General features: G+C 75.3%; 18 protein-coding genes. 9 read left to right on the top strand and 9 right to left on the bottom strand.

Going from position 1 to position 23,388, the window contains the following annotated elements; all coding sequences use genetic code 11:
• The first annotated feature begins 35 nt into the window (after positions 1-35).
• Together cofD and OG617_RS19185 are read left to right on the top strand one after the other, a co-directional pair.
• Positions 36-986: a 2-phospho-L-lactate transferase gene (gene cofD / locus OG617_RS19190; RefSeq protein ID WP_405094450.1), complete on the top strand. Its 951-nt coding sequence runs from the start codon at positions 36-38 to the stop codon at positions 984-986.
• Positions 983-2,068 (top strand): coenzyme F420-0:L-glutamate ligase, encoded by a 1,086-nt coding sequence (locus tag OG617_RS19185; protein WP_405094449.1) that lies wholly within the window; start codon positions 983-985, stop codon positions 2,066-2,068. Before cofD ends, OG617_RS19185 begins: the two co-directional genes overlap by 4 nt.
• Before the next feature lie 133 nt (positions 2,069-2,201).
• Here the strand turns inward: OG617_RS19185 and OG617_RS19180 are convergent, their stop codons facing one another.
• Positions 2,202-3,197: a winged helix-turn-helix domain-containing protein gene (locus OG617_RS19180; protein ID WP_405094448.1), complete on the bottom strand. Its 996-nt coding sequence runs from the start codon at positions 3,195-3,197 to the stop codon at positions 2,202-2,204.
• Between the two features lie 350 nt (positions 3,198-3,547).
• Between OG617_RS19180 and OG617_RS19175 the strand changes: the two genes are divergently transcribed.
• Positions 3,548-4,144, top strand: coding sequence for an NUDIX hydrolase (locus OG617_RS19175; protein ID WP_405103813.1), 597 nt, complete (start codon positions 3,548-3,550; stop codon positions 4,142-4,144).
• Between the two features lie 107 nt (positions 4,145-4,251).
• Here the strand turns inward: OG617_RS19175 and OG617_RS19170 are convergent, their stop codons facing one another.
• Positions 4,252-5,343: a mannose-1-phosphate guanylyltransferase gene (locus tag OG617_RS19170; RefSeq protein WP_405094447.1), complete on the bottom strand. Its 1,092-nt coding sequence runs from the start codon at positions 5,341-5,343 to the stop codon at positions 4,252-4,254.
• A 52-nt stretch (positions 5,344-5,395) separates the two neighbouring features.
• Positions 5,396-6,541, bottom strand: a complete 1,146-nt coding sequence (locus OG617_RS19165) for a glycosyltransferase family 4 protein (RefSeq protein WP_405094446.1) — start codon at positions 6,539-6,541, stop codon at positions 5,396-5,398.
• A 151-nt stretch (positions 6,542-6,692) separates the two neighbouring features.
• Between OG617_RS19165 and OG617_RS19160 the strand changes: the two genes are divergently transcribed.
• On the top strand, positions 6,693-7,382 hold the full coding sequence (locus tag OG617_RS19160; protein ID WP_405094445.1) for a TIGR03089 family protein: 690 nt from the start codon (positions 6,693-6,695) through the stop codon (positions 7,380-7,382).
• A gap of 53 nt (positions 7,383-7,435) precedes the next feature.
• Here the strand turns inward: OG617_RS19160 and OG617_RS19155 are convergent, their stop codons facing one another.
• Both OG617_RS19155 and OG617_RS19150 read right to left on the bottom strand, forming a co-directional pair.
• On the bottom strand, positions 7,436-9,481 hold the full coding sequence (locus tag OG617_RS19155; protein WP_405094444.1) for an acetoacetate--CoA ligase: 2,046 nt from the start codon (positions 9,479-9,481) through the stop codon (positions 7,436-7,438).
• Positions 9,482-9,636: 155 nt separating this feature from the next.
• Positions 9,637-10,155, bottom strand: a complete 519-nt coding sequence (locus OG617_RS19150; protein WP_161687218.1) for an acyl-CoA thioesterase — start codon at positions 10,153-10,155, stop codon at positions 9,637-9,639.
• A 23-nt stretch (positions 10,156-10,178) separates the two neighbouring features.
• Here OG617_RS19150 and OG617_RS19145 point away from each other — a divergent pair, with 23 nt between their 5' ends.
• The 4 genes from OG617_RS19145 (at position 10,179) to OG617_RS19130 (ending at position 15,319) form a co-directional block, all read left to right on the top strand.
• Positions 10,179-10,847 carry a hypothetical protein gene (locus OG617_RS19145; protein ID WP_405094443.1) on the top strand — a complete coding sequence of 223 codons (669 nt, stop codon included), beginning with the start codon at positions 10,179-10,181 and terminating at the stop codon, positions 10,845-10,847.
• 256 nt (positions 10,848-11,103) lie between these two features.
• Positions 11,104-11,937, top strand: a complete 834-nt coding sequence (locus OG617_RS19140; protein WP_405094442.1) for a hypothetical protein — start codon at positions 11,104-11,106, stop codon at positions 11,935-11,937.
• Positions 11,934-13,046 (top strand): hypothetical protein, encoded by a 1,113-nt coding sequence (locus OG617_RS19135; protein ID WP_405094441.1) that lies wholly within the window; start codon positions 11,934-11,936, stop codon positions 13,044-13,046. Before OG617_RS19140 ends, OG617_RS19135 begins: the two co-directional genes overlap by 4 nt.
• Positions 13,046-15,319 (top strand): BREX system ATP-binding domain-containing protein, encoded by a 2,274-nt coding sequence (locus OG617_RS19130; RefSeq protein WP_396678001.1) that lies wholly within the window; start codon positions 13,046-13,048, stop codon positions 15,317-15,319. The genes OG617_RS19135 and OG617_RS19130 overlap by 1 nt, the downstream gene beginning before the upstream one ends.
• 50 nt (positions 15,320-15,369) lie before the next feature.
• Here OG617_RS19130 and OG617_RS19125 read toward each other — a convergent pair whose 3' ends face one another.
• Genes OG617_RS19125 through OG617_RS19110 form a run of 4 tightly spaced genes read right to left on the bottom strand, consistent with a single transcriptional unit; the run spans position 15,370 to position 21,812 of the window.
• Positions 15,370-16,704 carry a hypothetical protein gene (locus tag OG617_RS19125; RefSeq protein WP_405094440.1) on the bottom strand — a complete coding sequence of 445 codons (1,335 nt, stop codon included), beginning with the start codon at positions 16,702-16,704 and terminating at the stop codon, positions 15,370-15,372.
• Positions 16,701-17,729 carry a hypothetical protein gene (locus OG617_RS19120; RefSeq protein WP_405094439.1) on the bottom strand — a complete coding sequence of 343 codons (1,029 nt, stop codon included), beginning with the start codon at positions 17,727-17,729 and terminating at the stop codon, positions 16,701-16,703. Before OG617_RS19120 ends, OG617_RS19125 begins: the two co-directional genes overlap by 4 nt.
• On the bottom strand, positions 17,726-21,511 hold the full coding sequence (gene fxsT, locus OG617_RS19115) for an FxSxx-COOH system tetratricopeptide repeat protein (protein ID WP_405094438.1): 3,786 nt from the start codon (positions 21,509-21,511) through the stop codon (positions 17,726-17,728). Before fxsT ends, OG617_RS19120 begins: the two co-directional genes overlap by 4 nt.
• A gap of 34 nt (positions 21,512-21,545) precedes the next feature.
• A complete protein-coding gene (locus OG617_RS19110) occupies positions 21,546-21,812 on the bottom strand; it encodes a hypothetical protein (protein WP_405094437.1) in 267 nt (88 codons plus the stop codon).
• Positions 21,813-21,898: 86 nt separating this feature from the next.
• Between OG617_RS19110 and OG617_RS19105 the strand changes: the two genes are divergently transcribed.
• A complete protein-coding gene (locus tag OG617_RS19105) occupies positions 21,899-23,341 on the top strand; it encodes an aKG-HExxH-type peptide beta-hydroxylase (RefSeq protein WP_405094436.1) in 1,443 nt (480 codons plus the stop codon).
• Positions 23,342-23,388: the final 47 nt, after the last annotated feature.

The following is a 23,388-nucleotide window of genomic DNA, read 5'->3' as shown; positions in this document are numbered from 1 at the left end:
GCCCCCGGGGCGGGGCGTGCGGAAGGATAGACGCCATGCGAATCGTCGTTCTGGTCGGCGGCATCGGGGGCGCCCGGTTCCTGCTCGGCGTCCGGGCCTACGCCCGCGAGGTGGGGGCCGAAGTGACCGCCGTGGTCAACGTCGGCGACGACCTCTACCTGCACGGGCTGAAGGTCTGCCCCGACCTGGACAGCGTCATGTACACGCTCGGCGGCGGCGCCGATCCCGAGCGGGGCTGGGGGCGGGTCGGCGAGACCTGGACGGTGAAGTCGGAGCTGGCCGCGTACGGGGCCGAGCCGACCTGGTTCGGGCTCGGTGACAAGGACATCGCCACCCATCTCGTCCGCACCACCATGCTGACCGGCGGGTACCCGCTGTCGGCGGTCACCGAGGCGCTGGCCACCCGCTGGCAGCCCGGCGTACGCCTGCTGCCGGCGACCGACGACCGGCTGGAGACGCACGTCGTGGTGGACGATCCCGCCGGTGGCCAGCAGGCGATCCACTTCCAGGAGTGGTGGGTACGGCACCGGGCGGAGATCCCGACCCACCGGTTCGTCTTCGTCGGCGCGGAGACCGCGAAGCCCGCGCCCGGCGTGCTGGACGCGATCGCCTCGGCCGACGTGGTGCTGGTCGCGCCGAGCAACCCGGTGGTGAGCGTCGCCCCGGTGCTGGCCGTGCCGGGGCTGCGGGAGGCGGTCACGGACGGGCCGGCCCCGGTGGTCGGCGTCTCCCCGATCATCAGCGGCGCGGCGGTGCGCGGGATGGCCGACCGTTGCCTGGCCGTGGTCGGCGTCGAGTGCAGCGCCGCCGGGGTGGGCGGGCTGTACGGGAGCCGGTCCTCCGGCGGCCTGCTGGACGGCTGGCTCGTGGCGTCCGAGGATGCCGGCGCCGTGGTGCCGGACGTGACGGTCCGGGCGGTGCCGCTGCTGATGACGGACGAGGCGGCGACGGCGGCGATGGTCCGGGCCGCGTTGGAGCTGCTGTGAGGCTGGAGATTCTGCCGGTGCTGGGCATCGGCGACGTGACCGAGGGCGACGACCTGGCGGCGCTGATCGCTACCGCCGCGCCGTGGCTGCACGACGGCGATGTGCTGGTGGTCACCAGCAAGATCGTCTCCAAGGCCGAGGGAAGGCTGGTGGACGTGCCGGCCGACGGCCCGGAGCGGCTGGCCGCCCGGGACGAGGTGCTGGCCGCGGAGACCGCCCGGGTGGTGGCCACCAGGGGGGCGACCCGGATCGTGCAGACCCATCACGGCTTCGTGATGGCCTCCGCCGGGATCGACGCCTCGAACGTCGACAAGACCCGGCTGGTGCTGCTCCCGAAGGACCCGGACGCCTCGGCGCGGGCCCTGCGGGCGGCCCTGCGCGAGCGCTACGACCTGGACGTCGCGGTGATCGTCAGCGACACCATGGGCCGGCCCTGGCGCAACGGGCTCACCGACGTGGCGCTCGGGGTCGCCGGGATGCCGGCGATCCGCGACCACCGGGGCGAGGTCGACCCGTACGGCAACGAGCTCCACCTCACCGAGATGGCCGTGGTGGACGAGCTGGCCGGTGCCGGGGAACTGATCAAGGGCAAATGCGACCAGGTGCCGGTCGCGGTGGTCCGCGGGTACCTCACTGTCACCCGGGACGACGGCACCGGCGCACGGGAGCTGGTCCGCGACGCGGAGCTGGACCTCTTCTCGCTCGGCACCGCCGAGGCGACGGCGGCCGGGCTGGCCGCCGCCGCGGTGCTGCCGGACGGCCCGGGCGAGGCCCCGGTCGACCCGGCCGCCGTGCGGCGGGCGATCGCCGCGGTGGCCGGCGTGGTCGCCCCCGGCGCGGTGTTCACCCACGTCACCGACGACGAGGTACGCGCCATGCTGGTCGCCGCCGTGCCCCACTGGCCGGAGCGGGCCACCGCCCTGGTGCTCGGCGAGCTGCCGGCCCCGGTCGACCCCGCGGACCTGGTGCGCTTCGGCGCGGACCTGCAACGCCTGCGCACCGCGCTGGCCGCCGAGGGGATCCCGTCGGCGCTGCTGCCGCCGCCGGCCGGCAGCACGGCCAGCGCCGCGCTCGCCCTCTGACGCGCGACCAGCGCCACGCCCATTCCGTGACGCGCGGACCGCGCCGCGCTGACGCGTGATCCTCGCCCCTGAAGCGCGGACCGCGCCCGCTGACGCTTGATCCTTGCCCGCCCGCTGGCTGGCAGCGGTCCGCTCAGGCGTCGAGGATGGCCCGGCCCAGCGGGGTGAGGGTGTGCAGCACCGTGTTGCGGTCCCGGTGGCTGACCAGCAGGCCGGCGTTGCGCAGCACGGTGGCGTGCTGACTCGCCGCAGCCGGGGAGATGCCCAGGCGGCGGGCCACCTCACCGGTGGTGCACCCCTCGTCGGTGGCCGCCAGCACCGCCGCCCGGGTCCGGCCGAGCAGGGCTGCCAGCGCCTCCCGGCCGCTGCCGGTCACGCCGCCCTCCCCGGGGGCAGGGGCCAGCCCGCCCAGCCGGTCCACCGGGTAGACCAGCACCGGCGGCAGCGCCGGATCGAGCAGCGCCACCGGGATGCTGGCGCAGAAGAACGACGGCACCAGAAGCAGGCCCCGGCCGTCCAGGTGCAGCTCCCGGCTGTTCGGATAGCCGTGGATCTCCAGCACCCCCGCCTCCCACCGGGCCATCGGGCGGAGGCTGGCCAACAGCCCCTCGACGCCCCGGTCCAGCAGGGCCCGGGCCCGCCGAGTCCGGTCCGCCTCCACCGCGGCCTGGATGTGCGGCCAGTACGGGCTGAGCGCCAGCGCCCGGTACTGCTCCATCGACTCGGTGAGGTGGCGCAGCATCTCGGGCTCGCCCCGGGCCAGCGCCGCCGCCGAGGAGGGCAGGGGATTCTCCGCGATCACCCGGGTGAGGTCCCGGCGCAGCAGCGGGACGGGCGTTCTCCGCACCGCGTCCAGCCCCGCCTCCAAGCCCTGGACGCTGTCGTGCGGGGTGAGGAAGTCGGGGAAGTAGCCCCAGCCCGGGTTCAGCGCGAACAACAGCCGGAGCTGCTCCTTGCCGACGTGCCTGCGCAGCTCCCGGGAGACGCCGCGACGCCAGCCTGAGGTCAGCGGGTCCTGGCGGCGCACCTGGAGCACGTGCATGCTGAGGGTCATTTCCCAGAGCGGGTCCGCACCCGGGGCGACCCTGGTGCGGAGGATGTCCTCGGGGGAAAAGTGAATCTTCAGCATTGGAGCGCTCCCGTGCCGGTGGACAGCGGGCGGGCCCGCTGGCCGTTCGCACTGTACCCGGACGGCATTTATCTCCATTTTTAAGTGTGGGCTGAAAAACCTCGACGGCCCGGGCCCGACTTCGGCATGCTCTGCTTGCCCCGCAACGGGCCGGTCCGTCGTTCGACGTCGGCCCGGGGCACCGGGGCCGGGGAGGATCCGGCGGCCGGGCGGCACCACGAGGGTCTGCGGCCCTTGTTCCGCAGGGGTGCCACCCGGCCGCCCACCCAGGCAAGGGTAGGCAGCGGACGCACGCCGCCTAGAGTGTCACCGTGCCAGACGTGCGGAAGGGGCCCCTGGTGACGCCTCCGGTGGAGCAGAAACCCTCTCGTGACAGCGCCCCGGGCGTCGGGGCGTACGCGGCCCTGCACGCCGACGCGACGGCCCTGCTGGCCGGATGGACGCCGACCGGCGCGGCGGCCGGGCGGGCCCGGGACCGCACCCTCGACCTGCTGGCCGGCGGGCCGGCGGCGCTAAGCCGGGAGCACCGGGCTGGTCACGTCACCGCGAGCGCGCTGGTCCTCGACGCCACCGGCGAGCGGATCCTGCTCTGCCTGCACGGCAAGTTCCACCGGTGGATGCAGCTCGGCGGGCACTGCGAGCCCGGCGACCGGACGCTGGCCGGGGCCGCGCTGCGCGAGGCGGGCGAGGAGTCCGGCATCGCCGGCCTGGTCGTCGACCCGGTCCCGATCGACGTGGACATCCACCCGGTGGCCTGCCAGGGCGGCTCGCTGCACCACGACGTGCGGTTCGCGGTCTTCGCCCCAGCCGGCGCGACGGAACGGGTCAGCGACGAGTCCGAGGCGCTCGGCTGGTTCCCGCCGGGCCGGCTGCCCGAGCCGCTGGCCGGCGGCACCGCCCAGCTCGTCGCCCCGGCCCTGGCCGCCCTGCGCCGTCGAGCCGGCTGAACCCGGGCCGGCCCGGACCTGGGGGGCGAGCCGGCCACTGGCTGACCCTGGCTGATCCCGGGCCGCCCCCGGGTCCGGGCGGCGGGCCGCCGCCCGGGTCGGACGGGTCAGATGTAGCTTTCCTCGCCCCGGTCCTTCAGCTCGTCGACGAGGGCCTTCACGTCCTGGGCGCGGTCGCGGGGGCAGACCAGCACCGCGTCCGGGGTGTCGACCACGATCAGGTCGTGCACGCCGAGCACGGCCACCAGCCGGCCGGACTGCGGGACCACGACCAGGTTGGTGCTGTCGTGCAGCAGCACGCCCGGTTTGGCGTCCACGCCGAGCACCACGTTGCCGGCCGGGTCGGCCGGGAGCACGTCGCCGAGGGTGTGAAAGTCGCCGACGTCGTTCCAGCCGAAGTCGCCGGGGACCGTCGCCACCCGGCCGGCGGTCGCCGCGCCCTCCATCACCGCGTAGTCGACGGAGATCTTCGGCAGGGTCGGCCAGACCGTGCCGAGGATGTCGTCCTGCTCCGGGGTGCCCCAGGCGGCGGCGATCGCGGTGATCCCGGCGTGCAGCGCCGGCTGCTGCCGGGCCAGCTCGGCCAGGAACACGTCGACCCGCCAGACGAACATGCTGGCGTTCCACAGGTGGTGCCCCGAGCGCAGGTACGCCTCCGCCACCTCTGCGGCCGGCTTCTCCTTGAACTCCCGCACCGGCCGCAGCGGCCCGTCGCCGACCGGGTCGCCGGTGTGCAGGTAGCCGTACCCGGTCTCGGCCCGGGTGGGGGTGATCCCCACCGTCATGAGCAGCCCCTGCTCGGCACCGCGCACCGCCTCGCGGACCGTGGCCACCCACGCGTCGACGTCCCGGATCAGGTGGTCGGCGGCGAAGGAGCCCATCACCGCGTCGGGCTCGCGCAGCGCGATCACCGCCGCGGCGAGGGCGATCGCCGCGCAGGAGTCCCGGGGCGAGGGCTCGACGAGGATGTTCTCCTCGGGCAGGCCGGCAAGCTGTCGCGCCACCGCCGTGACGTGCGCGGCTCCGGTGACCACCAGGATGTGTTCCGGGGTTGTCAGCGGGGCCAACCGGTCGACGGTCGCCTGGAGCAGGGACGCGGGGGTGCCGGTGAGCGGGTGGAGGAACTTGGGATGGCCCGCGCGGGACAACGGCCACAACCTCGTGCCGCTGCCACCCGCCGGGATGACGGCGTAGAGCATCAGCACATCATGCCCGAACCGCCACGCTACGGACGCACCGTCGGCCGAAGCCTCAGGCGCGGGCCCGGCTCCACGCCGCGATGTGCACCTCGGCGCTGGACTCCCAGGTGAACTCCTTGGCCCGGTCGAAACCGGCCTTGGCCAGCGACAACCGGCGCTGCTCGTCGTCCAGCAGGGCGACCAGGTCGGCGGCGATCTGGGCCGGGTCCTCGCTGGTGTAGGCGACGGCGTCGCCACCGACCTCCGGCAGCGACAGCCGCGGGGTGGTCAGCACCGGGGCGGCGCAGGCCATCGCCTCCAGGATCGGCAGGCCGAAGCCCTCGCCGTACGACGGGTAGGCGGCGACCAGCGCCCCGCCGAGGAAGCCCGGCAGGTCGGCGTAGCGCAGGTAACCCGGGCGGAGCAGCCGCAGGTGTGATGGCACCTCGGCGACCGCCCGGTCGATGTCGTCGTCGTGCCCCTGGCCGCCCGCGACGACCAGCGCCGGTGGGTCGGCCCGGTCGGCCACCGCCCGGACCCAGCCACGGATCAGGTTGGGGACGTTCTTGCGCGGCTCCTTCGCCCCGAGGAAGGCGATGTAGCTGCTGTCGCCGAGCCCCAGCCGGGCCCGGACCCGGGCCTTCTCCTCCTCGCCGGGGGCGTGGAAGGCTGCGTGGTCGACCCCGTGGTAGGCGACATCGATCCGGGTCGGGTCGGCGTCGAGCAGGCGGATCAGCTCGTCCCGGGTGGCCTTGCTCGGCACGATCACCCGGCTGGCGCGGCGCAGCGAGGTCTTGATCGCGCTGCGGAAGAACGTCCGGCGGGACTTGTCGTAGTGCTCCGGCTCGGTGAAGAACGTCGCGTCGTGCACGGTCACCGTCACCGGGCAGCCCGCCCGCAGCGGGCACGTGTAGAACGGCGAGTGCAGCACCTGCGCGCCGACCTGCTGGGCCAGCAGGGGCAGGCCGGTCTGCTCCCAGGCGAGCCGGGCCGGCCGGTGCGCCACCGCGGCCGGGGCGGCGACGATCTCCGCGCCGGGCAGCATCCGGCTGTAGCGCTCCAGGTCGGTGCGGAGGCTGACCACGGCCAGGTCGACCCCCTGGCCGCACACCTTGCCGAGGGCGCCGAGCAGGCCATCGACGTATCGACCGACGCCACCGCGGTCGACGGGGACACTCGTGGCGTCGATGAGTACGCGGGGCGGGCGACCGGCGGTCACGGGGCAACTCCTTGAAGTGGCGAATCTGTGGGGAACAACACTCCGGGCAAGCCTACGCCGGAGCCAGGCCCGGACGCTGACTGCGACCCGACGGTACGCCGACCTGTCCTTGTCAACGACTACGGGCGCGGGGGGCGTATCGTTCGCGCCGATGGCCGACAACATTGCTCTGGTGTTCACCGACGCGATCTCGCCCGACCCCACCCGTCCCCTGCTGACCTGGTACGACGACGCCACCGGCGAGCGCGCCGAACTGTCCGGCGCGACGCTGACCAACTGGGTGGCCAAGACTGCCAACCTGCTCGTCGACGAGATCGGCACCGGGCCGGGCGAGTCGGCCGCGGTGCTGCTGCCACCGCACTGGCAGACCGCCGCCGTGCTGCTCGGCTGCTGGTCGGTGGGGCTGACCGTGGCCGGCGGCCCGGGCCCGGCCGAGGTGCTCTTCGCCGCCGTCGACCGGGTCGCCGAGGCGGACGCCTGGCCGGCCGGCGAGCGGTACGCGCTCGCGCTCGCCCCGTTCGCCCGGCCGCTGCGCGAGGTGCCCGCCGGCTTCACCGACTACGTGCTCGCCGTCCGGGCGCACGGCGACCACTTCACCCCGTACCCGAAGGGTGGGCCGCAGGACGCGGAGCTGCTGGCCCGCGCGGCGACCCGCGCGACGGAGCTGGGCATCGCCCGGGGCGACCGGGTCCTGCTGGACGCCGCCGCCCACCCCGACCCCGTCGACTGGCTGCTGGCCCCGCTGATGGCCGGCGCCACCATCGTCCTCTGCGCCAACCTCGACCCGGCCCGCGTGGCGTCCCGCGCGGACACGGAAAAGGTCACCCTGACCCTGACCTGACGCCGACCATTGGCGTACGCCGCTTTCGCGGGCACCCCTGAGTGATCGACGGGTCAGGCGGGGGTCGGGGAGCCCGACTCCGAACGGCGCTGGGCGAAGGCGGCGAAGGCCGTCAGGGACTCCGGGTTGGCCAGTGCGCCCCTGGCCGCCGCGTTGTCGACCGGGGTGCCGGTGAGGATCTTCTTCACCGGCACCTCCAGCTTCTTCGCCGACAGGGTGCGCGGGACGGCCCGCACCTGGTGGATCTCGTCGGGGACGTGCCGCGGCGAGAGGGCGGTACGCAGCTCGCGGCAGATCTTCTTGCGCAGGTCGTCGCCCAGCTCCAGTCCCTCGGCGAGCACCACGAACAGCAGCAGCTCACCCGCGCCGCCCTCGTCGTCCTCCAGGTGCACCACCACCGAGTCGACGACCTCGTCCAGGCCCTCGACGACGGAGTAGAACTCGGCGGTGCCGAGCCGGACGCCGCCCCGGTTGAGGGTGGCGTCGGAGCGGCCGGTGATCACGCAGCCGCCCCGGTCGTTGATGGTGATCCAGTCCCCGTGCCGCCACACCCCCGGGTAGACGTCGAAGTACGCCTCCCGGTAGCGGGCGCCGTCCGGGTCGTTCCAGAACCCGACCGGCATGCTCGGCATCGGCGCGGTGATCACCAGCTCGCCCAGCTCGCCGACGACCGGGGTGCCGTCGGCGGAGCGGGCCTCCACCTTCGCCCCGAGGGCCCGGCAGGTGATCTCCCCGGCGTGCACCGGCAGCAGCGGCACCCCGCCGACGAAGCCGGTGCAGACGTCCGTGCCGCCGGAGAGGGACTGGAGCTGGGGGGCGTCGCCGACGTTGGCGTACACCCAGGTGAAGCCCTCGGCGGGCAGCGGCGCGCCGGTCGAGCCGACCCCGCGCAACGCGGACAGGTCGGCGATCTCCCTCGGCACCAACCCGGCCTTGCGGCAGGCCAGCAGGTACGGCGCGGAGGTGCCGAAGTACGTGGTGCCGGTCTCCTCGGCCAGTCGCCACAGCCCACCCAGGTCGGGGTGGCCGGGGTTGCCGTCGAACAGCACGATCGCCGCGCCCACCGCCGGCCCGGAGGCCAGGAAGTTCCACATCATCCAGCCGGTGGTGGTGAACCAGAGGAACCGGTCGCCCGGGCCCAGGTCGTGGTGCAGGGCGAGCATCTTCAGGTGTTCCAGCAGGATGCCGCCGTGGCCGTGCACGATCGGCTTGGGCAGCCCGGTGGTGCCGGAGGAGTAGAGCACGTACAGCGGGTGGTCGAACGGCACCGGGACGAAGGCCAGCGGCTCGTCGGTCGGCGCGGCCAGCTCGGCCCAGGAGACCACGCCCTCGGGCGCGGCCTTCATTCGGTCCGGAGCGCCGCCCAGCGGCGCGGAGGCCGAATTATGGCCGCCGGCCCCGGCCGGGTCGAGGTACGCGACCGCCACCGTGTGCTCCAGCGACGGCAGGGCGGCCCGGATCGCGGCCACCTCGGCACGCCGGTCGACGGGCTTGTCGCCGTACCGGTAGCCGTCGACGGCCACGAGGACCTTCGGCTCGATCTGCCGCCACCGGTCGGTGACGCTGCGGGTGCCGAACTCGGGGGCGCAGGACGAGAAGACCGCGCCGAGGCTGGCGGTGGCCAGCAACAGCACGTACGTCTCGGGGATGTTCGGCGCGTACGCGGCCACCCGGTCGCCCGGGCCGACGCCGAGCCGGCGCAGCCCGGCCGCCACCCGGCGGACCTGCTCGCGCAGCCCGGCGGCGGTCAGGGTCTCCGGGGCTCGGGTCTGCCCGTGCGCGATCACCACCGGGTCGTCGTCGCCCAGCCCCGGCATCCGCAGCACGTTCTCGGCGTAGTTGAGGGTGGCCCCGGGGAACCAGCGGGTCCCCGGCATCGCCGGGTCGGTCAGCGTGGCCGTCGGCTCGGTGTGCGCGACCACGCCGAAGTGGTCCCAGACGGAGCGCCAGAACGCGTCGAGGTCGGTGACCGACCACTGCCACAGCGCGTCGTAGTCGGCGAACTCCAGCCCGCGGTGCTCGGCCAGCCAGCGCAGGTAGTCGCCGATCCGGGACCGCTCACGCACGTCCGCCGGCGGCGTCCACAGCACGTCACCCACTGCTCCACCCTCCTCCGGGCCCCGCACCACCTTGTGACATGGGCCCTGACGCAATCTTGCCCTACCTCGCAGCGTCACTGTCCGCACCGGGTCCCCGCGCCGGGGCGTGCCGGCCCACACCCCGCCCGGTGTGGCCCGCACCCCACCGAGCGGGGTCAGCTCTCCCGATGCGCCTGGATGGCGCGGCGCTTCGCGAGCCGGTGGGCGCGGCGGATCTCGGCCTCCCGGTAGCGGCGCTCGTCCTCCGGGGTCTCCGGCAGCACCGGCCGGACCGGGCGGGGCGCCCCGCCCACGTCCACCCCCACGAAGACCAGGTACGCGGTGGCCACCCGGACCGGCGCGTCCTCGGCCGAGTCCCAGCGCTCGGCGACCACCCGCACGCCCACCTCCATCGACGTCTGCCCGGTCCAGTTGACCTGGGCGTGTGCGTGCACCAGGTCACCCACCCGGACCGCCTCGGAGAAGATGATCTCGTCGATCGCGGCGGTCACCGCCGTGCCGCCGCTGTGCCGGGCCGCCGCCGCGCCCGCCACGTCGTCGACGAACTTCATCAACACCCCTCCGTGCACGGTCCCGTACAGATTGACATCGACCGCCGTCATGATCCGACTGAGCGTGACGCGGGAGTACGAGGTGGGCTTGCCCTGCGGCGAGGCGGAGGGATGATCTGTCATGCGGGAAACGGTACGGTGCGCGGATGCGACATCTCTGGAGCTTCCTCGCCGGGTTGGTGGTGGCACCCGTCACCTGGGTGCTGGTCACCCTCGGACAGGACGGATCGAGCCGCACGATCACCCGGTGGGTGGAGATCGGCACGTTCAACACGGCCAACCTGATCGAGCCGGCCGTCTACCTGGCCGTCGCCGGCATCCTGCTCGGCCTGCTGGGCACCCTGCGCGTCTCGCCGCTCGGCCCGCTGGTCGCGGGGCTGCTGCTGGTCACCCCGTACGTCGCGATGTTCATCGCGCCGTTCGAGGTACGCGACATCGTCCCCGAGGGTTGGAAGGTGCTGAGCGACCCGCTGCCGCTGCACCTGCCGGTGCAGAACGGCACCCTCTTCCTGCTCGGCGTGCTGCTGCTGATGGCCACGGCCAGCCGGCAGCGGTGGCGGCGCTGGCCGCAGCCGGCGACCGCCCCGGCCGGAAAGCCGGACGAGAACAACTTCACGCTCACCGACTGGCCGCCGCCCGGTAACGGCCCGGACCGGGACAGCGGCCCCGACCGGGACGGCGGCCCGCTCACGCTGGGCTACCCGGACCAGAGCGCGCCCGAGCCGCTGCCCCGGCGTACCGGCGGGGAGTCGCCGTGGTCGGCGCCGCCGCGCCCGGCGAACCGGCCGGAGGACACCACTACCGAGCTGCGCTGAGCGACGGCCGGGGGCGGGCGGGAGCACCGGTACGCCGGCTGCACCCGCCCGCCCGCCACACCCGCCCGGGCCGCCGGTTCCCGGACCGCCCGTCGGTCGCCGGCATCCGGCGCGTCCGTCCGGCGCGTCCGTCCCCTCCGGACGGTTGAGGCCATCCGGGTAAGCCCTACGGATGAGAACGGGCCGACGCGTCAGCGGGATCTCCGGCCGGGCGGCGGTATCCATGGATGGCTCGGTTTCACTACAGTCAGCCGTTATGCGAGTGCCATCCGTCATCGGCCGTCCGGCCGTCGTGGCGACGTGCGCCGTCCTGCTCGTGCTGGTCGTGGTCGGGCTGGCGTACTGGCAGGCCACGGCCGGCCCGAAGGTAGACGACGGGGCCCGGATCTACTGCCTGTCCGCGGAGCACCGGGCCGGCCTGGCGGAGGCCGCCGTGGCGCTGGACCTGGCCGAACCCGGCCCGTCGGCCGACCGGCTGACCTGGCGGACCGGGCTGGGCGACGTCGAGCAGTGGCGGGCGGCCCGGCGGGCCGACTTCGACCGGGCCTGCCTGGGGTTGCTCGCCGCCGGCCGGCAGGGCGGGTCGTCGGGCGGCAACTCGTCCCCCTGGTCCACGGTGGCGCCCTCGCTCGTCCTCGCCGCCGCCAGCGCGGTGCTCGCCGCCTGGTTCAGCGGGCGGCAGGCCACGGCCGGGGTACGCCGGGCCGAGGCCGACTCGCTGCGCACGGCGGGCCGGGAGTACCGGCGCGCGGCGGAGGCGCTGCTGCGCGAGTTGGAGCAGGCCCGACCGGGGCTTCCCCCGGACGACGACGAGGTGCGGAAGTCGCAGCTCGAACTCGTCAACCGGCTGAACGCGGTGGCCGACGCCCGCCGGGGCTGGGAGCTGCCCCGCCGGCTCAGCGCCGCCCTCGACCAGAATCCGGTGGGGTCCCGGGCCGTCCCGGCTGGACGGGACCCGGAGCGCCGGGCCGAGTGGTTCGGTGGGCAGCGGGACGCCCTCAGCCAGCTCGCGACGGAGGTGGAGCAGGTGGCCCAGGCCGTACAGCACTCCGGGCTCCTTCCCGGTCGACCCCCGGCGGGTGTGCGGTGACCGCCACCCCGACCGCTGACGAGCCGCTCGGCCCGAGCCCGGACGCCACCAGGACGGACCGGGTGCCCGACGCCCCGCGCCCGCCCGTGGGGTCGGCAGCCGGCGCGACCGGCGGGCCGGCGCAGGCGGGCGCAGGCGGACCGGCGCGGACCGGGAAGGGCGGGTCGGTGCCCGCCGGGACCGGTCGGCGGCGGCGCGCGGCGAGACCGCCGAACCCCTTCGCCGTGCCAGGCCTGCGCCGCGACGTCGACCCGCTCAACCCGCTGCGCCACCGCGACCACGTGCACTTCTACGTGCCGGTGGACCACACCGAGGAATCCTTCGAGCAGTGCCAGGAGGAGTTCGGCGACCCGTCCTACCTGCACCACGAGGGCCGGCTGGTGCTGGTCACCGGGGAACGGGGATGCGGCAAGACCGCCCTGATCAACCGCTGCGCGCACTGGCTACGGGAGCAGCTCGGCAAGGCCGACCTGACGGCCGAGGTGGTCGACCTCACCCGGGAGGCGCGGGACAACGAGGCCATCCCGCAGCGCCGGGGCAACGTGTGCCGGGCGCTGATGGACAAGCTCTTCGAGCTCCAGTTGCTCACCACGAACCTCGCGTACGAGATGCGGGACAGCCCGGACGACGCGTACCGCAACCTGCCCGGCTGCCTGGAGCGTGACCAGGTCCTCATCGTGCTGCTGCCGCCCTCGGCCGACCTGACCGAGGAGCTGGTCTACTACGGGATCCGGGCACCCCGGCGGGTCGTCTTCTTCGCCGAGACGGCCTACGCGCTGCCCGCCGAGCACCGCCAGGCGCTGGACCGGGACAGCCCGGTGCCGCCCGTCTACCTGCACGTCAGCGGCTTCGACCACCGGCACGCGGACCAGTTCGCCCAGCACCGACTGGACCGGCTGCCGGCCGGCACCCTCCCCCGGCTGGCACCCACCGCACTGGAAGACTTCATCGACAACGGTCGACTGGCAACCATTCGCGAGATGCAATGGTTACTCTACGGCTTGTACGAGGAACTCCGTGTGCAAGATGACCGACCGGATGAGGTGACCTGGGAGCACATCAGCAGACACTTCATTAGGAGACTGCGCGACCTGGAGGGGCAGCCTTGATGGATGCGTTCGACCGGGACCCCGGCGGTGAGGTCAATCCTTACCCGTCGAGTGCCGTCGCCCAGATCGCGGACGCCGGGTCGACCGTCCTCACCATCCCCACCGCCGCCGTCCGGCGGGCGACCGCCGTCATGGACTCCTACCTGGCCGCCGTGCAGGCCCGCCCCCAGGCGTCCCCCGGCCGGGTGCTCGCCGTGGTCGGCGACTACGGCACCGGCAAGACGCACCTGGCGTCGTACCTGATCCGGCACGCCACGAAGCAGTCGGCCGGCTCGGTCCAGTCGCTGCACCTCAACGCGCCGCCGGACACCTTCGTCTCGCTCTACCGGGCGTTCGCCGACAAGCTGGCCGACCGTCGGGAGCTCGTCCACGAGCGCGTCCGCGGCCTGTACGCCGACATCCTCGCCACCGAGCTGCGGACGTCCCGGGCCACCGCGCCCCTGGCCGACTCGCTGCTGGCCGGCTCGATCGACCCCGTGCAGGTGGTGGACACGTTCAGCCTGCCGGAGAACCAGCTCCTCGGGCGGTTACGGGACCGGCTGCGGGACGTCACCGACAACACCGAGTTCGCCCAGGCGCTCACCCTGCTGCTGCGCGGCGGCTTCGAGGACGCGGTGTGGGAGTGGTTCACCGGCCGGCCCCCCTCCGAGGTGCTCCGCGAGCGGGGCATCACCGGCACGATCACCGGCAGCGAGGCCACCGCCCTCCAGGCGATGGGGGTCTTCGCCCTGCTCCTCGGGCACGGCTCGCGCCCCTTCGTGCTGGTCATCGACGAGCTGGACCAGTTGCTCACGGCGGCCGGCCGCCGCGAGGACGAGGCGCTCGACGCGTTCAAGGAGATGCTGCGGGTGTTCGCCGCGTCGAGCACCTTCCTGGTCCTCGCCGGCCTGCCCGACCTGATCACCACGATGCGCCGGGACGTGCGGGACCGGATCGGCGAGCGCGTGCGGATGTCCCCGCTGACCGTCCGCGAGGTGCACGACTACGTCCTGGCCCGCCAGGGCGGCCGGCTGGAGCCGTTCACCGAGCAGACCGTGGGGTACGTCGTCGAGCTGACCAACGGCGTCCCCCGCGGCGTGATCTCGCTGTGCCACCGGCTGTGGCGCCGCGCCCGGGACCAGGGCGGCGCGGTGACCCACCCGATGGTCCGCCAGGTCGCCCGGGAGATCTACGACGCAGGCAGCGCCCAGAACGTCCGCGCGGAGATCCGCCAGGTGCTGGTCGCCGTGGGCTACGAGACGTACGTTCCGGAGTACTTCCTGGACGACACCCCCGGCGGCCGGGTCGACTACTGGGTGCCGATCGGCCGCGACGACGCGGGCTGCGGGATCCTGTTGTCCGGGCCGCTGCTGGAGGAGAGCGACGTCGCGACGGTGGAGCACCGGGCGCGGTCGGTCCGCGCGCACCGCGACTGCGAGCTGCTCCTCGTCGTCCTGGAGCCGCCCCCGGAGCGGTTCCTGCCGCGCATCCGCGACGCGGTGGGCCGGGAACCGTTGCACTACAGCCCCCGGTCCTTCGCCGACCAGCTCGCGGTCGAGTTCAAGGCGATGGCCGCCCGGCTGGAGGAGCGCTACCCGCTGGAGGGGCCGCTGGCCTCCGTGGCGCCGCACCTGTCCCGCCTCGACCGGCGGCAGTCCGCGACCCAGCACATGCTGAGCCTGCTGACCGGCTCGCTGGAAGACCTGCGCGCCCACAACGACCAGCAGCTCGCCGCGATCCACCGGGAGCTGCGCGAGGTGCAGCGCGGGGTCGCCGCGCCGTCCGGCGACGGCACGGGGCGCGGGGAGCTGACCGCCCTGCCGGTCGCCGTGATCGAGCTGTTCGACCGGGCGTTCGCGGCGGTGGACCTGCTCACCCCGGCGGGCGAGCTGCTGCGGCGGGCGTTCCAGGACGACGCCGGTGGGCGCGGCGCCCGGCAGACCGTCCGGGCCCGGATCAGGGCCCCGGAGATCCAGTCGGCGGCCGGGGTGGCGGGGCTGCTCGACGCCCTCGTCGACGCGTTCGGGCGGGCGCTCGTCGAGTGGTACCGGCCGGTCGGCCAGCGCGCCGGGGGGCCGACGCCCCGGGAACGGGAACGGCTGGCCAACATGTGCGGGATCTTCGACGCGGTCTACGAGTACCTGCCGCTGTACCAGGTCCGCAGCCTGCGGGAGCTGGTCGGCCCGGCCGGGGCGGCCCGGCAGCAGCAGGAGGAGGCGGAGGACGTCCTCGGCGACTTCAGCGCCCGGGTGCACCGCGAGCTGCTGACCGCCCTCGGCACCGACCAGCGCTGACAGCCGCCGGGCCGGGCGGGCACCGGCGCTGACCGGCCGGTGTCGGTCGCTCAGCCGGGGCGGGCGTCGGGTCTGGCCGGCGCGGGCCGGGGGCCGGGTTGACCCGGCAGCGGTGTGGCGGTCGGGGCCGCCGAGGACGCCTCGCGCCGGTACGCCTCCCGCAGGCCGTTGCCGAACGCGTGCAACAGGTTGACGGTGACGATGGCCGGGGCGACGACGGCCACCGTCCCGACGAACTGGCGTTCCAGCACCAGCGCGAGGAGCACCGCCGTGATCCCGTTCTGCTGGCCGAGCACGACGTCCAGCCGGTCCGACGGCGGCAGCCGGCGCCCGATCACGACGGCCACCAGCATGTGCGCTGCGACCGCGGACAGCCCCAGCACCACCCCCGGCACCAGGTTCGGCCCTCCGACGAGGACCAGCCCGAGGGCGAACGAGGCGGCCAGGAACGCCAGCCGGGTGAGCCGGTCCAGCACGAGCGCGACGGGCGGCCGGTAGACCAGCCCGGCCAGCGCGATCCCCAGCATGAGGAACTGCCAGACCGCGAACGCGCCCAGCCCCACGAGGATGAGCACCTGGAGCAGCCGCAGCAGCCGGCCGGAGCGGGGCGACCGGTCGGCCGCCGTCCGGCGTGCCCGCTCGGTGCCCCACCACAGCAGGGCGGCCACGGCGGCCAGGGCGAGGTTCTCCGCGAGGGAGAGGCCGAACGACCCGACGCCGGTGTGCGGCGGCGCGGACGACGCGGCCGGGTCCGCCGGCAGCAGGGGCAGGACCCAGGCGGCGGCGTACACGGTCAGCAGGACGGTCACGGGGTCGTCGAACGACGCCCAGGCGCTGAGGATCGCCTTGGCCTGGCCGGACATCCGGGACTGCAACCGGGCCGCCGCGAACGACAGCGGGTCGATCTGGGCGACCGCGACGCCGAGGACCAGGTAGGCGGGCTCCCGGAACGCCAGGTACATCACCGCCGAGATCAGCGACGCCTTGACCAGCACGCCGAGGGTGATCGCCAGCCCGACCAGGCGGAGGTTTCCCCGGGCCGCCCGCAGGTCGATGCCGTGGGTGCTGGCGAACAGCCCGACCGCGAGCAGGGCGCCGGCCACGGTGAGGTAGCCCTCTGACCGGTGGGCGGCGGTCCAGCCCGCCTGCCCGGCGAGGACCCAGCCGGCCGCCGCCAGCAGGACGAAGAGCCCACTGCGCCGCAGCGACGGCAGGACCGCCTCGACCATCCCGGCACGGCCGGGGCGGGCCGGCGGCGCGGGCGCGGCGGGGGCGGGAACGGCAGGTGCGTCGGGGACGGCGGCGGGGACGGCAGGTGCGTCGGGGGCGGCGGCCGGCCCTCGCCCGGCGTACGGCGTGACGGGCGGGTCCGTCGGCCGGCTCATCCGATCAGGTCGCGGCTGAGCTGCGCCGCCTTCTCGTCGGCCGCCCACACCCGGCGCTGGTCGAGGGTGACCCCGAGCAGGTAACGGTCGAGACCGACCGGGTAGCAGTAGAAGGCCCCCTCCTCCAGGTCGAGGACCAGCCGGCGTACCCGGGAGCCGACCACCGGGTGCGCGGCCCGCACCAGGGCCCGCAGCAGCACGTCGATCCGCTGGCCGACCAGGGCGTAGAAGTCCCGGCGGCGGGCCGGGGTGATGTCGTCGAAGAACCGGGCCAGCCGGGGGTCGTCGAGCAGGTCGGCCGTCGCCTCCACCCGCCCGTGGCGGCAGACGGCCGCGTAGTGCAGGTCGTCGGCCCCGAGGCGGCCGGCGCAGACGGCGGCCAGCCCGGCGTACGACTCGTCGCCGGCCCAGGTCCGGGGCCGGGCGACCGCCGGGGCGGCGACGTCGGCCGGGTCCGGGGGGTCGGGGGCGGCCCCGTCGACGTTGAGCCAGCCGCCGTAGTCGGTGGGCTGCTGGCTGACGGCCTCACGCAGCTGGTTGGCGAGCCGGGACAGGCCCACGTCGGCGGCGCGGACCCCCTCCTCCCGGGGCGGCAGCGGCCCCGGCGGATCGTCCGGCCTGCTCACGCAGACCAGGTGCTGCTCCCGGCGCACCTGGAGCGTGAGGAGGACGCCGAGCGCGGTGTGCAGCACGACCCGGATGAGGTCCCCGCTGCGCGCCGGGCGGAGCTGGGCGTCCAGGTCGGTCGTCACGTGCACCACGTCCCGGTCGACGAGCTGCCGCTCCTCGGGGGCGAGGCCGGTGCCCCCCGTCGCGGCCGGGGCCGAGTCGACGTCCAGGGCGAAGTCGCAGACGCCGTTGGTGTACCGGCCCAGGTGCGCGATGCCGGTGACCCCGCGCATCAGCTCCTCGCAGCCGTCCACCGCGGCGGGCCGCCGGCCGTCCAGGTGGCCGCCCAGCGCCACGCCGATGCGGCGGTCCCCGGTGCCGGCCGCCGCCACGCCGGCCGGGGTGTCCGTGCTCATGTCTCCGGCACCTCCATGTCGACGAAGTGGAGCGGGACGCCGCCGTAGGGGTGTCCACCGCTGATCTCGCCGTCGCTGACCACCGTCGCCAGCAGCCGGCGGGCGGCCCGCAGGTAGGGATGGTCGGGGCCGAGCAGGTCGCGGCCCTGCTCGACGACGGCGCGCAGGAGCTGCTCGGCCGGCGCGGCACGGCCCGCGAACGCAAGGTTCCCGGCCTGGTTCACCAGCCCGCCGAGGGTCCACGGATGCGACTCGCCCAGCGTGGCCATGAGGCCGGCCGCCGCCTTCTCCCCGTCGACGACCGCCTCCTCCACGCCGCCCGCGCCCCGCACGAGGACCGCCCGCAGGCTGCGGCCCAGGTGGGTGAACGGGTGCGCCGGGCCGAGGTCGCGCTCGTAGCCGGCGAGGCTGTCCTCGGCCAGCCGGACCGCGCGCTCGCTCTCCCCCGCCAGGTGGTAGTCGACGGCGAGGCTGAGCCGGCACGACCGGGTCCGTGGGTTGTCCTCGCCGAGCAGCCGGCGCAGCGCCAGGTAGGCCCGGCTGTTCAGGTCCTTGGCCCGGGGGAGCTGGTCGCGCCGCCGGTCGGTGACCGCCAGGCTCCGGATGATCCGCAGCAACAGGGTGTCCTCGTCCCCCTGCCCGCCGCCGCCCAGCCGGCGCCGGTAGGCGTCGTCCAGCAGCCGGCGGGACTCGTCGAGGTCGCCCAGCTCGGCCAGGAACCGGCCGATGTCGCTGGTCAGCCAGAGGGTGTCGGGGTTGTCGGCGGCGAACAGTCCCAGCCGCCGGGCCCGGGTCCGCAAACCGACCCGCGCCGCCTCGTCGGCCCGGCCGGCGAGGTAGTAGGAGTTGGCCAGGTTGTGCGCGGCGATCAGGGTCTCCGGGTGGGAGTTGCCGAACTGGTCGCGGAAGCCCCGCCAGGTCGTCTGGTCCTCGATCAGGGCCGGCCGGAACCGGCCCAGACCGCGCAGGTCACCGGCCATCCCCCGGCGGGTCACCAGGACCCGGGGATGGTACGGGCCGAGCAGCGACGCGCCGTGCCGGAGCACCTCCTGGCTCAGCGCGAGCGCCTCGTCGCTGCGGCCCAGCGCCCGGGTGACGTCGGCGAGCCGGGTCGCCAGGCGCAGGGTGAGCCGGTCGTCCCAGCCGTGCCGGGCCAGCCACCGGTCGAGCACGGGTCGCCACAGGCGCAGCGCCTCGGCGACCTCCCCGTCGCCCCGGGCGATCAGGTGCTCAAGCTGCTCGACCAGCCAGCGCCTGACCTCGTCCGGTTCCGTCGCGTCGAGCGCGCCGGAGCTGACCAGGTGCCGGTGCAGCTCGCGGCGGGGGGCCGACGCCGCGGCGACGGTCCGGGGCGCACTGGCGGCCAGGCCGCGCAGGAGCTGGTCCCGCCGCGCGGCCCGTTCGGCGTCGGTCATGCCGTCCCGCAGGGCGGCCTGCACGGCGGGGTGCACCCGGACGGTCCCGCCGCCACCCCAGACGACGTCGGCCAGCCGGAACCGGGCGGCGACCGCCAGCGCCCGGTCCATCTCCCACCCGTCGGCCCGCAGTAGAGCGGCGTCCTCGGCGGAGAGCCCGGCCGCGACCTGGTCGCGCATCGGCCGGGACTGCACCAGCGCCAGGGAGATTCCCGTCGGGGCCACGAACGCGCAGAGCTGCGCCAGCACCACCGCGACCCGGCCGCTGAACTCCTCGCCCATCAGCGCCAGCGCCACCCGGACGATCCGGGGCAGGGCCGGCTCGTCGGGGGCCGGCGGGGTCGGCGCGACCGCCGCGCGGAAGGCCGGCACGGCGGCGTCCGCCGCCCGGGACTCGGTGATCGCCCGGCGCGCGTGCAGCAGGATGCCGGCCTGCCCCAGCAGCCCCGCCGCGAGCCGCAGGTCGAGCGGCAGGGCACCCACCGCGCCGACGACCGCCGCCGCCGGGCCGGGTGACAGCCCCTCCACCTGCCGGGTGAGCAGCCGTACGGCGTCGGGCTCGGTCAGCTCGCCGACGGTGACCGTACGATCGCCGGTGGGCTCGGGGGCGTCGGCGCGTCGGGTGAGCACCACGTGCCCGTTGCCGACGGGCGGCAGCAAGCCGGTCAGCTCCCGGTCGTCGATGCCGTCGAAGACCATCAGCCACTGCTCGACGCGCCGGGACAGCTCGTGCAGCAGCTCCTGGGCCGGGTTGCCCCTCGGCTCGACGCCCAACTCGTCGGCCAACTCGGCCAGCACCGACCGCGCCTCGTGCCGGCTGCCCGCCGCGACCCAGACGATCAGGCCGTAGTCCCAGCGGAACCGGTGCACGTACTCGCGGAGGAGGCTCGTCTTGCCGGCGGCCGCCGGCCCGCGGACCAGCACGGGCTCGGCCTCCCGGCCGGCCAGCAGCAGGTCGCGCAGCACGCCCAGCTCCCGGTCCCGGCCCACGAACAGCCTCGGCCGGGCGGGCACCCGGAACTCGCGGGGCAGGATGCTCCGACCGCTCGGGAAGCCCGCCTGCCAGGCCCGCTCGACGGGCACGGCCGCGACCACGGCAAGGCCCAGAGCCCCACGCAGCCGCTGGCGGGCCGCCTCCTCCGTGCAGCCGGTGAGGTCGACGACCCGGTCCACGCCGGCCGGGTCGCTGCCGCCCGCCTCGGACGAGGTGTGCACGAGCACCAGCTCGGCGTCGCCGCGGGCGCGTACCGCCTCGGCGATCCCGGTCAACCAGCGGTCGTCCGGGTCGTCGGCGGGGGCCAGTGCCAGCACGGTGATCGACCCGTCGCGCCGCGCCGCGTCGGCCGCGTTCCACGGCCGGACCGGAAGGCCGACCGCCGCCAGCTCCGCCCGCAGCCAGTCCGCCCAGGGGCGCTGCGGCGGGGGGTGGGCGAGGAACACGTCGCCGGACTCCTCGGCGGCCTGCCGGCCCAGCCCGTACCGGTACCGGCCACGCGCCGTCTCCGGCTCCGGCGGGACGTCGCGCAGCTCGCCGTCGGTCACCAGGCGCACCAGCTCGCCGTAGGCGGCCAGCAGCCGGTCCCGGTGCGGGGACTCCTCCAGCAGCGGCGCCAGCGGCTGCCCGGCCGGGCCGCCGGGGAGGTCCACCTGGGCGAAGTCGACGCCGACGGCGGGCTCGTCGAGTGCGCCGAGGAACTCCGCGCGTACGGCCTCCGCCCGGCTGCGGACCCGCCCCGGGTCGCTCTCGTCCATGCCCGTCGCGGTGGCGATGATCCGTACGCCGGCCGGCGCGGCCCGGTGCACCTGCCCGGCCACAGCCACGGCGTCGGCGAGCCGGGCGGAGCGGTGCGGGAAGCAGACGACGACCACGTCACAGAGGACCGCCAGCCACTGCGCGACGACGTCCGTGGACTCGGCCGGGTCGAGCAGGACGTAGTCGTACTCGGTGAAGCGCAGTTGCCGGCGCAGCTCGCTGCGGGTCACACCGCCCAGCTCGGCCACCGACGGCCAGGCGGCCGTCTCCGGGATCCAGACCACGTCCAGCCGGCCGGGCGGGGCCGCGTACCCGCGCAGTGTGGGCTGCGTGCCGGCGAGCCCGGGCAGCGAGAAGACCAGGCGGGCCAGGCCGGCCGGCAGGTGGTCGGTCACCGGCGACTCACCGGTGTGGAACATCCGCAGGTGCTCGTGCACCCGCACCGCGCCCCGCCCGGCGTCGACCACCAGGACGCGCCGGCCCGCGCGGGCCAGGGCCCAGGCCAGGTTGCTGGCCACGTTGGTGCGGCCGGTCAGGCTGGTGCCGGCCAGGAAGGCGATGACCCTGGTCTCCGCAGGACCGGCCTCGGACCAGGACGCCGGCCACCCGGTCACCGGCGGACCGACCCGACCCGGCAACGGTCACCCTTCATCTTTTTCCCTCCCCGTCCCCGCCGGCGTCCCCGCCGGACCCGGATCGTCCCCGCCGGCCGCTCCGCAGCCCCCCGGGATCGCTGGTCTGGTTGGGGAACCACAGGAATTCGGCCGTCGGGTCACCTGTCTCGTCGATCAGCCGGCGCAACGACCGGAGCAGCAGCTTCCGTGGAACGGCGTCGAGGTCCGCCGGATCGAGTTCTTCGGCATTGAGAAGATGAGATATCAGCGGCTCGTCGCGGCTGCTCATCCCTTCCGACATGTCTCGTCCAACCTTCGATCCATCGAGGCCACCACTTCGAACGGCACAGCCAGCGTTCCGCCAGTAACATATCGTAGCGTTCATCGATGTTCACCCGTCGCTTCGGTGGACTGTCGCATGGCCGGGGGAGGTCGCGGGTGCGGGCCGACCGGCACGAGATGCCCCCCGGGACGTTCCTGGCGATCGCCCGTGGCGGTGGCGGGCCCTCCGCCGTCCGGCGGCTGCTGGCCGGTCAGTACAGCCGGAACCTGCTCGCCCTGCGGGAGGTCGTGGAGCTGACCGGGGACCTCCGCCACCCGCACGCCGAGCTGGTCCGGCGGGCCTGGCACGACCTTGGTGAGCTGCGGCGCTCGGCCCCTCAGCCGGCCAGGCAGGTGCTCACCTACCCCGCCGTGAGCGCCTGGGTGGCGCAGACCCTGGCCGCGCTGCGGGCCGGCGACGGGCCGGTCGCGCAGCCGGCCATGCTCGGCCCGGTGGTCGCGGCGGCGGCCCTGCGCGCGGGACTCGCGCTGCGTGTCGCCTTTCCGACAGGCCCGACGGGCGCGGCGACGTTCGCCTTACCGACGCTGGGCCTCGTCCGGTCGGCCGACACGCCCGCCCCGCCCGGTGCCCACGGCGGCTCGCAGGTCGTCGAGCTGGTCGTGGACGGCGCCGACGGCACGGTGGCGATCGACGGCGTCACCGTCGTCCCGGCGGCGGCCGATCGGCCCGGTCGGGCGACGGGCCCCGGCGTGGAGCCCGGGGAGCCGGTCTGGTTCCGGACGCCCGTGCTGCGGGCGGGTGGGCGGGTGGGGCTGCGCCTGCGGCTCGACGACCTGGGGTCGGTGGCCCGCCCCGGCGCCGTCGTCCCGGTGGGCCCGGCCGACGCCGCCGTCTGGCGGGCCCGCCTGGCGCCGGCCTGGCGGCTGCTGGCCACCCGGCACCGCCGGTACGCGGCCGAGCTGGCCGCCGCCGTCGCGATGCTGATGCCGCTGGCCCGGGACGGTGCGGGACGGGCGGCCCTGGCCGGCGGCGGGCGGGACGGCACGCCCCGGGAACGCGGCGCGGAGCTGGTGAGCGGGACCTTCCCGGCCGGGGTGGGCTGCATCGCGATCGCCGGCCACGGCGACGCCCAGACGCTGGCCGCCACCCTCGTGCACGAGCTGGCGCACAACAAGCTCGCGGCGCTGGACGACCTTTTCGCGCTCGTCGAGCCGGCCGACGGGGTCCGGCTGTCCGTGCCGTGGCGGGCCGGCCTCCGGCCGCTGCCGGCCCTGGTTCAGGGCCTCTACGCACACGTGCGGGTGGCCGACTTCTGGCGGCGGCAGCGCCACGTCGAGACCGAGCCGGGCCCGCTGCTGCGGGCCCAGGTCGAGTTCGAGCGCGTCCGCCTGGCCTGCCGCGACGTCGCCGGGCGGCTGCTGGCCGGCGACGGACTCACCCCGTACGGGCGGCTGCTGGTGGCGCAGCTCGACGACGTGCTGACCGGCTGGCGAGGGGAGACGGTGCCCCGGCGGGCCGCCGCGCTGGCCCGGCGGTCGCCCGGGTGACGGCCGGATGCCGCCACCCGGTCAGCGCGGTGACGGCCGGACGCCGC

The organism is Micromonospora sp. NBC_01412 (assembly GCF_045040215.1).
Classification (GTDB): Bacteria; Actinomycetota; Actinomycetes; order Mycobacteriales; family Micromonosporaceae; genus Micromonospora; species Micromonospora rubida.
This window is presented reverse-complemented; position numbering and strand designations above follow the sequence as displayed.

Coding starts and splice junctions, on each gene's coding strand:
- cofD (WP_405094450.1), top strand. CDS start 36: ATGCGAATCGTCGTTCTGGTCGGCGGCATCGGGGGCGCCCGGTTCCTG.
- OG617_RS19180 (WP_405094448.1), bottom strand. CDS start 3,197: ATGCTGAAGATTCACTTTTCCCCCGAGGACATCCTCCGCACCAGGGTC.
- OG617_RS19170 (WP_405094447.1), bottom strand. CDS start 5,343: ATGCTCTACGCCGTCATCCCGGCGGGTGGCAGCGGCACGAGGTTGTGG.
- OG617_RS19160 (WP_405094445.1), top strand. CDS start 6,693: ATGGCCGACAACATTGCTCTGGTGTTCACCGACGCGATCTCGCCCGAC.
- OG617_RS19150 (WP_161687218.1), bottom strand. CDS start 10,155: ATGACAGATCATCCCTCCGCCTCGCCGCAGGGCAAGCCCACCTCGTAC.
- OG617_RS19145 (WP_405094443.1), top strand. CDS start 10,179: ATGCGACATCTCTGGAGCTTCCTCGCCGGGTTGGTGGTGGCACCCGTC.
- OG617_RS19140 (WP_405094442.1), top strand. CDS start 11,104: ATGCGAGTGCCATCCGTCATCGGCCGTCCGGCCGTCGTGGCGACGTGC.
- OG617_RS19130 (WP_396678001.1), top strand. CDS start 13,046: ATGGATGCGTTCGACCGGGACCCCGGCGGTGAGGTCAATCCTTACCCG.
- OG617_RS19125 (WP_405094440.1), bottom strand. CDS start 16,704: ATGAGCCGGCCGACGGACCCGCCCGTCACGCCGTACGCCGGGCGAGGG.
- OG617_RS19120 (WP_405094439.1), bottom strand. CDS start 17,729: ATGAGCACGGACACCCCGGCCGGCGTGGCGGCGGCCGGCACCGGGGAC.
- OG617_RS19110 (WP_405094437.1), bottom strand. CDS start 21,812: ATGTCGGAAGGGATGAGCAGCCGCGACGAGCCGCTGATATCTCATCTT.
- OG617_RS19105 (WP_405094436.1), top strand. CDS start 21,899: ATGTTCACCCGTCGCTTCGGTGGACTGTCGCATGGCCGGGGGAGGTCG.